The organism is Burkholderia sp. ABCPW 14, assembly GCF_001523835.1.
In the GTDB taxonomy this organism is placed as follows: Bacteria; Pseudomonadota; Gammaproteobacteria; order Burkholderiales; family Burkholderiaceae; genus Burkholderia; species Burkholderia mayonis.
Window position 1 is genome coordinate 1 of sequence record NZ_LOVS01000014.1, and the last position, 6,550, is coordinate 6,550.

The following is a 6,550-nucleotide window of genomic DNA, read 5'->3' on the forward strand; positions in this document are numbered from 1 at the left end:
TCGCGCCCCGCGTCAATATCCCGCTTCCGACAGGTTCGTCGCTCCTGCAACGTCGATTTTGAAACTTGTGTCATGCCGCCGTTACGTGACGCCGCCGGAAAAGCGCGGATTTTGACCGCCATCGACACCGTTGACTGTTTTGCTAATGCGCCTTCCCATCGCATCGTAGGCAAAGCTCATCTCGACGGTACTGCCTTGTGCGATCTGCGTAAGCTGATTCCTCGCATTCCACGAGTAGGTGTTGGTGCCATCGCTGGTCAGATTGCCATTCGCGTCGTACATCAGCGACTGACCATTGAAGCTCGTCTTTCGGTCGTTGAGGTCGAACGTCGCCGGCTGCGTGGTGGCGGTCGGCAGCATATCGGTCGCTAAGGTACCGCTCTTGTTGATGATCCGCCCATCGGCGTCGTAGCCATAGGCCAGATCACCTAGCGCACTGCCATTGCTCTGCGTGTAAGTCAGTCCCGTCAGCTCACTCGCGTTGTCATAGCCATAGTTAACCGTGATGCCATTAGGCAACGTGAGCGTGGTACGGCGGTTGTCGGCATCGTACGCCAGCTGCACCGTCTCGCTGCCTTGCGTGATCGCCGTGAGGCGGTTCGCATTGTCGAAGGTGTAATTGGCTGTCGCCTGAGCGGCTGCGGTCATGCTGGTGCGACGACCGGCCGCATCGTATGTGTAGCTGACACTACCTTGCGGGCTATTGGTGCTCGTCACGCGATCAAGTCCATCGTAACCCCAGCTCAACGTGCCGCTCGTCGAGTCGATCAGGCTCGTCAGTCGGTTGCCGGCATCGTAATTGGCCTGAATGCCGGAGCCGTCCGCGTAGGACACCAGGCTGCGCCGGTTGAGCGCATCGTAGCTGACGTCGGTCACTTGCCCTTTGCGATCGGTATGGGTAAGCACCTGACCCATGCCGTTATAGGTCCACGACTCGCCCTGGTTCATCGCATCGGTGCGGGTAATCAGGTGGTTGCGATTGTTGTAGGTGTAGTTGATCACGCCTTTGTTGGGCAATGCCACGCTTAGCAGGTTGCCGTTGCCGTCGTAGTTGAAGGTGGTGGTCTGGTTGAGCGCATCGGTCGCTGACACCACACGGTCGTTGGTGTCGTATTGGATGAGCGTGACATTGCCCAGTGCATCGCGCGTGGCGATACGCCGGCCTAGCGTATCGACCACATAGTTGGTGATACGACTGAGCGGATCGGTGATGCTTTGCAGGTCGTACCCCTGGTAAGCAAAGCTCAGGGTATTGCTTAAGGCATCCTGCACCGCAGTGGGTTGGCCGGCGGCATTGCACTGGATGGCGGTGCTATGGCCCAGCGGATCGGTGATCCGTGTCAGGCAGCCGCTGGTATAGCTGAAGCTGGTGGTGTGGCCGAGTGGATCGGTCACTGATGCGGGCTGGTTGTAGGTAAGCGGTATTTTAAGCACACCGAATGGAGAATCATTTTCAACTGACGGGCGAGCATAGCCGCATCGTGACGGTCGAAGTTGACCGACGATGTTCGCGATGGAGTCTCGGTAATGCGCGTCGACGCGATGGTCGAAGCGAGCTCGGTGCGTCAGCTCACGCTCGCCTCGGCTTGCCGCTTCGCATAGTTGAACGGCAGCAGATCGCTGATGTCCGCGTCTGCGGCGCGCTGCGGCAATTCGGTCAGCACGTGCAGCAGCCAGGCGTGCGGTTCGACGCCGCAGGCTCGGCATGTCAGCATCAAGCTGTAGACCACCGCGCTCGCCTTCGCGCCGGCGACCGTGTCGCTGAACAACCACGATTTTCTCGCAGTGGCAAACGGTCTGATGTCGCGCTCGATGATGTTGTTATCAAGCGGCAGACGACCGTCGTCAACGTAGCGAATCAGATACTGCCATTGCCGGCGGCAGTACCCGATCGCCTCGCCGAGCAGGCTCTGCGGCAGTACCTTCGGGGCCAGCTCATCGAGCCATGCCTTGAAGGCGGTCAACAGCGGTACGCTGTGCCGCTGGCGCAGGCGATACCGGTAATCGGTCAGCATTTCGCCTTCTGGCAGCGTTTGCTTTGCCAGCGCCTCGACCTGATACAGCGCCTGGAAGAACTCGAGGGCTTTCGTGATGCGCGGACTCGGCTTGTTCTTCTGCCCTTTGAGCGCGTCCGTGAACAGCCTTCTCGCGTGGGCTAGGCATCCAAGGTGCGTCGCCGTCTTGATCGTGCGCCAGGCAGGCCAGCCATCCGTCATCAGCGTGCCCGAGTACTCTCCGAGGAAGGCACGCGGATGCTCCCCGCCGCGCCCCGGTTGATACTCGAACAGCACGACTGGCTGCTCGCTGTCCGCAGCGCTCCGGTAAACCCACATGTACGACGTATCCTGCGCCTTTCGATCCTTTTCCTTGAGCACCTGGACCGTGGTCTCATCGCCGTGGATCAACCATTGACTGCGCAGAACCTGCTTGAGCGCATCGTAAATTCGCGTGTAGTGCAGCTCGGCCGGACGGATGATCCAGTTCGCCAGCGTGCCGCGGCTGACCGCAATGTTCGAGCGTGCGAGCACGTCCTCCATGCGATACAGCGGCGTGCCGTCGACGTACTTGCCGGCCGTGACGGCGGCGATCATCGAGGGACTTGCATGGCTGCCCGGCAGGGGCTGCGCCGGCATCGGCGCGACCACGATCGGTGTGCGCACGCCGTGGCGTTCGCAGTGTCGGCACGCATATTTGGCACGCGCGCGCTGCAGCACCGACACCTTAACCTCCATGTGCAGTTGCTCGCTGACGTCCTCGCCCATGCGATGCAGGGCCTTGCCGCAGCACGGACAGATCTTCTGGTCTTCCGGCAGATCGTACTCGATGCGCTCGCGCGGCAGATCCGCAGGCAGCGGCTTGCGACCCCGCTTGCGGGCTTCGGGCTTATCGAGCTCTGGCAACCCGGTGTCTGGCAACGCAGGCACATCGCCGTAGTCCTCGTCGGTCGTCCCCGTTTCGGTGGCTTCCTCGGCCTCGTTGAACACGCGATCCTTGCGCTTCTCGCTCTTCGGCGCGTACTGTCGAGCCAGCGCGAGACGATATTGCTCTTCAAGCGCGTCAAGGCGCTTGATCAGTTCGTCGATCCTGGCGTCACGTTCGGCAATGCGCTGCGCGTCGGCAGCAGCGCGCGCCTCGAGTTCGTGGATATAGGCCTTGGCGGCCCGTGGTAATCGGGAGAGATCGGCTGTCATGCGCCTCACGATAGCGAAGCACGGCGCCGCACAGGTTTACGGAGATTTGCAACACTCAGGACGGACGTTGTTGGCCCACAACATCCGCAACACCGGGCTTCAACTCGTGAAGCAGTACTGTCGGGCGGGATGGCGGCGCAGCGCGTCGATGTCGACGCCGTCGAGCAGCAGGTGGAGTTGATCGACCGTGAGCTCGATCACTGCCTGCTCACGGCGGGGCCAGGCAAACCGATCCACCTCGAGCCGTTTCAACATCAGCCAGAAGCCGGCGCGGTCATAGAGCAACAGCTTCACGCGATCCCGTTTCCGGTTGTGGAACCCGAAGACGGCCCGCGCGAGCGGATCAAGCTGCATCGACTGCTCGACCATCGTCACCAGCGTGTTCAGCCCAGCGCGGAAGTCGATCGGCTCGCGATGCAGGTAGATCCGCAGGTCATTGTCGAAGCGGAACATCAACCCGCTCCCAACGCGACGATCATTGCCTTGACCAGTGGCGCGTCCTGCACCGAGCATTCCAGATCGATCGCGACGCCGTTGGGCAATCGTACCGACAGGCGCGCTTGCGGCGCCGCCGACATCGAGGGCGATTCTCGACGCATCGGCAACGACTGCGCAGGTGCCGCCGACTGCGGCGCTGCGCTCGCGAGCGTCACCACCGGAACAAACGCCGAAGGTTCGGCTTCGATCGTCCGCGCCGAGCCGGCCACTACGCCTGCCTTACGGTACATCTCGCACCATTTGCGCAGTTGGTTTGCGTTCACCCCAGCCTTGAGCGCTAGACCTGATAGCGACGCGCCGGGTTGCAAGCATGCTTCGACCAGGCGGCGTTTCCCATCAGGATCGAACGTCCGTTTGCCGTTCGGGGAAATGTGCGTCACCTTCAAGGGAAGGAAATCAAGGTCAATCGTGTCAGCTGTCATCGTGGTTGCGTCCGCAAGTGTGCGTTGCGGACGCAATCGTGGATCCATTCAGCAGTGTCGGCTAGGTGCGTGAGATTTCGCGCTTACGGTTGTAGTCACTGGTATATGTGAACTTCGTCGTGACTGCGTTAGACGTACCGGACAGTCGCGTGACACTGGTGACATTGCCCAGCGCGTCATGCGTGTAGGTCGTCGTACGCCCCAAGGCATCGGTAACGCTGTCGACCAAGCCGGAGGGCTCACGGTTGAAGGTCGTGGTCTGAGCGAGCGAAGTGCCATAAGCCGCGGTGATGCTAGAGGGATAGCTACTCGCGGGATCGAAGGCCACTTGTTCCTGATTACCGTTCGGATCGGTCACCGTGGTGGCGCTGACATGGTTGTTGCTGTCCGTGGCGTAGGCAAACTGGTAGGCCGTATTGTCCGCATACGTTTGCTTGGTGACACGGCCGTTGGCGTCGTATTGATTCGTCACCCACACATGGCCGCGCCGATCCTGCATGGTCAGCAAGCGATTGTTGCTGTCGTAGGTATATTGCTCCGTCGTCTGGTCCGGATAAGTCACCGTGGCCAAGGAGCCAGCACTGTTGTAGGCATAGCCCATCGTGCGGCCACTGTTGTCGGTGGCGCTGGTGATGCGATTGCTGCTGTCATAATTGAACGTAATGCTGCGCCCGCTGGGCGATACCATCTGCTGGATCAATCCGCCGTTGTAGTTGAACTGAACCTGGTTACCGTAGCGATCTTGAATCCACGAGAGGGAATTGGGCACATGGCGCGTAAACGCATATTGGGTGCCATCCTTCATTGTCAGAAGCCAATGCGCGCCGAGCGGCGTGTTGTCCAACAGAAATTGGATGGTGGAGCCATAGAAGGCCGACTTGGTGCCTGTGTGTTCCCACACGGCACCGGTCAGCGGCCAAGTGTCATTGCCGGCTATCTGGTTATAGGCAATCCCTTCACCGCAAGGCAATACCACGGACATCGAGGTGTTGCTATTGCTGCCGCCGCTGGTCCACAGATTGCCCGCACTCCACAAGTGGATGCCGAAGTTGGCATTGCCACCGATACCGAAGGCATGTGAATTGGGATCGGCCGACGTGTAGGCGCGCGTTAACGTCAGCGGCATCACATCGCGGATGGCAAAGTCATTCCATTCGTGGAACAAGATCCCCGTTTGTAAATCGATAGGCTGGCCTGTCGAACAGTTGTCTGGTTTTTGCTCGGTGGGAGGATTGGCCGTGCCCTGCGAAGCGCCGGCACCCAGCGCCCACGCCAAGGTCACTCCCGGATCGGGCGCCAGGTGTTTCGTATCGGCTGTTACATGCCCTGACCCATACATCTGCCAACCTTCCTTGACGCTGTACACCCAAAAATCCGCCGGTGCACTGGCCTTGGCCTTGCCGTAGTTGGGGTACACCACGCGAATGCCCCGGGCCGCTTCCGGCGTCAGCCCCTGCACCACTGCATCGCCCGGCTGGATGGTGAAGTACATCGGGAAGTTATCGGGCAGCGGGAACGGGGCGTGATCGACTGGCGTGGGCACCAACGCAATATGCGACAACACATGCCCCTTGCGATCCTTGAATACCGCTCCCGCAGGCACGTGCAGCTCCAGCCCTGGCATGTCGGGATGCGTCAGCACCACTTCGCGCGTGGTCGGCGTGGGCAGCGTGATCTCGTCGCGCGGCAGAATGCGCGGCAGATACATCACGAACGGCATGTGGCTGATGGCCTTCGCCTTCACATCCGCGCCCACGATGAAACGTCCGTACTTCACCTCACCATGACTGGCCGGTGCACCGTCCACGAGCAATTCATCGCGACCGGCCGGGATGTTGGAGAGCACGAACACACCCTCCGCATCGGTACGCACGGTGGTGTCACCGATGCTCACTTCCGCGTTGGCGACCGGCGCTTCATCGATCTGCCGCACCTGGCCGATCAGTGCCGTGGTCCCCTTCGGCAACGCGGCTTCGAGCGCATGCGCGTCGGGCAGGTGTTGATAAGGGGCGTACAGGCGCCAATGTGCACCGGTGAAATCGGGTGTGTTGTTCTTGCCGGGATAAAAGGCACCGTCGCGCACAAAGCTGTGCGCGCGACACAAGGTAGCGTCCGGACAGGGTGCCGCGTGATCACTGCCCGCCATGACGTAAAGCGGTGGCAGCGATGGGCCTGCCTCCTTATCTTCGGGCGCAGGGCGTGCACCGTGACCGGCCACCACCACACCCGTGGCATCGGTGCTGGTGGTCGTAAAGCCGACTGTGGTGTACGGCACCGCTGCGCCTGTCGCGGCATGCAAGCCTTTGACAAATAGAGGTGGCTTCGCTCGTTCGGACAGTTTTCTGAGATTTTTAAGTGGAACGTCCGAGGCAATCATGCTGCCGATTTGATCGCAGGCAGCGTCGCGAAGTATGCCTCATCCGGCGTCTGATCCGCCAG

The 6,550-nt window shown here is 60.8% G+C and carries 5 protein-coding genes; all 5 read right to left on the minus strand.

Annotation, left to right across the window (positions count from 1 at the left end):
* Positions 1-81: 81 nt before the first annotated feature.
* The 5 genes from WS62_RS02910 to WS62_RS02930 all read right to left on the minus strand — a co-directional run bounded on the left by WS62_RS02910 (position 82) and on the right by WS62_RS02930 (position 6,488).
* Positions 82-1,395, minus strand: a complete 1,314-nt coding sequence (locus tag WS62_RS02910) for an RHS repeat protein (RefSeq protein WP_066567472.1) — start codon at positions 1,393-1,395, stop codon at positions 82-84.
* 170 nt (positions 1,396-1,565) lie between these two features.
* Positions 1,566-3,191, minus strand: coding sequence for an IS66 family transposase (gene tnpC, locus WS62_RS02915; protein WP_066567474.1), 1,626 nt, complete (start codon positions 3,189-3,191; stop codon positions 1,566-1,568).
* A 99-nt stretch (positions 3,192-3,290) separates the two neighbouring features.
* Positions 3,291-3,644, minus strand: coding sequence for an IS66 family insertion sequence element accessory protein TnpB (tnpB, locus tag WS62_RS02920; RefSeq protein ID WP_066567477.1), 354 nt, complete (start codon positions 3,642-3,644; stop codon positions 3,291-3,293).
* The gene (gene tnpA / locus WS62_RS02925; RefSeq protein WP_066567480.1) at positions 3,644-4,111 is read right to left on the minus strand and encodes an IS66-like element accessory protein TnpA; all 468 of its coding nucleotides are present in this window, start codon (positions 4,109-4,111) and stop codon (positions 3,644-3,646) included. Before tnpA ends, tnpB begins: the two co-directional genes overlap by 1 nt.
* Positions 4,112-4,172: 61 nt before the next feature.
* On the minus strand, positions 4,173-6,488 hold the full coding sequence (locus tag WS62_RS02930; protein WP_082720648.1) for an RHS repeat domain-containing protein: 2,316 nt from the start codon (positions 6,486-6,488) through the stop codon (positions 4,173-4,175).
* Positions 6,489-6,550: the final 62 nt, after the last annotated feature.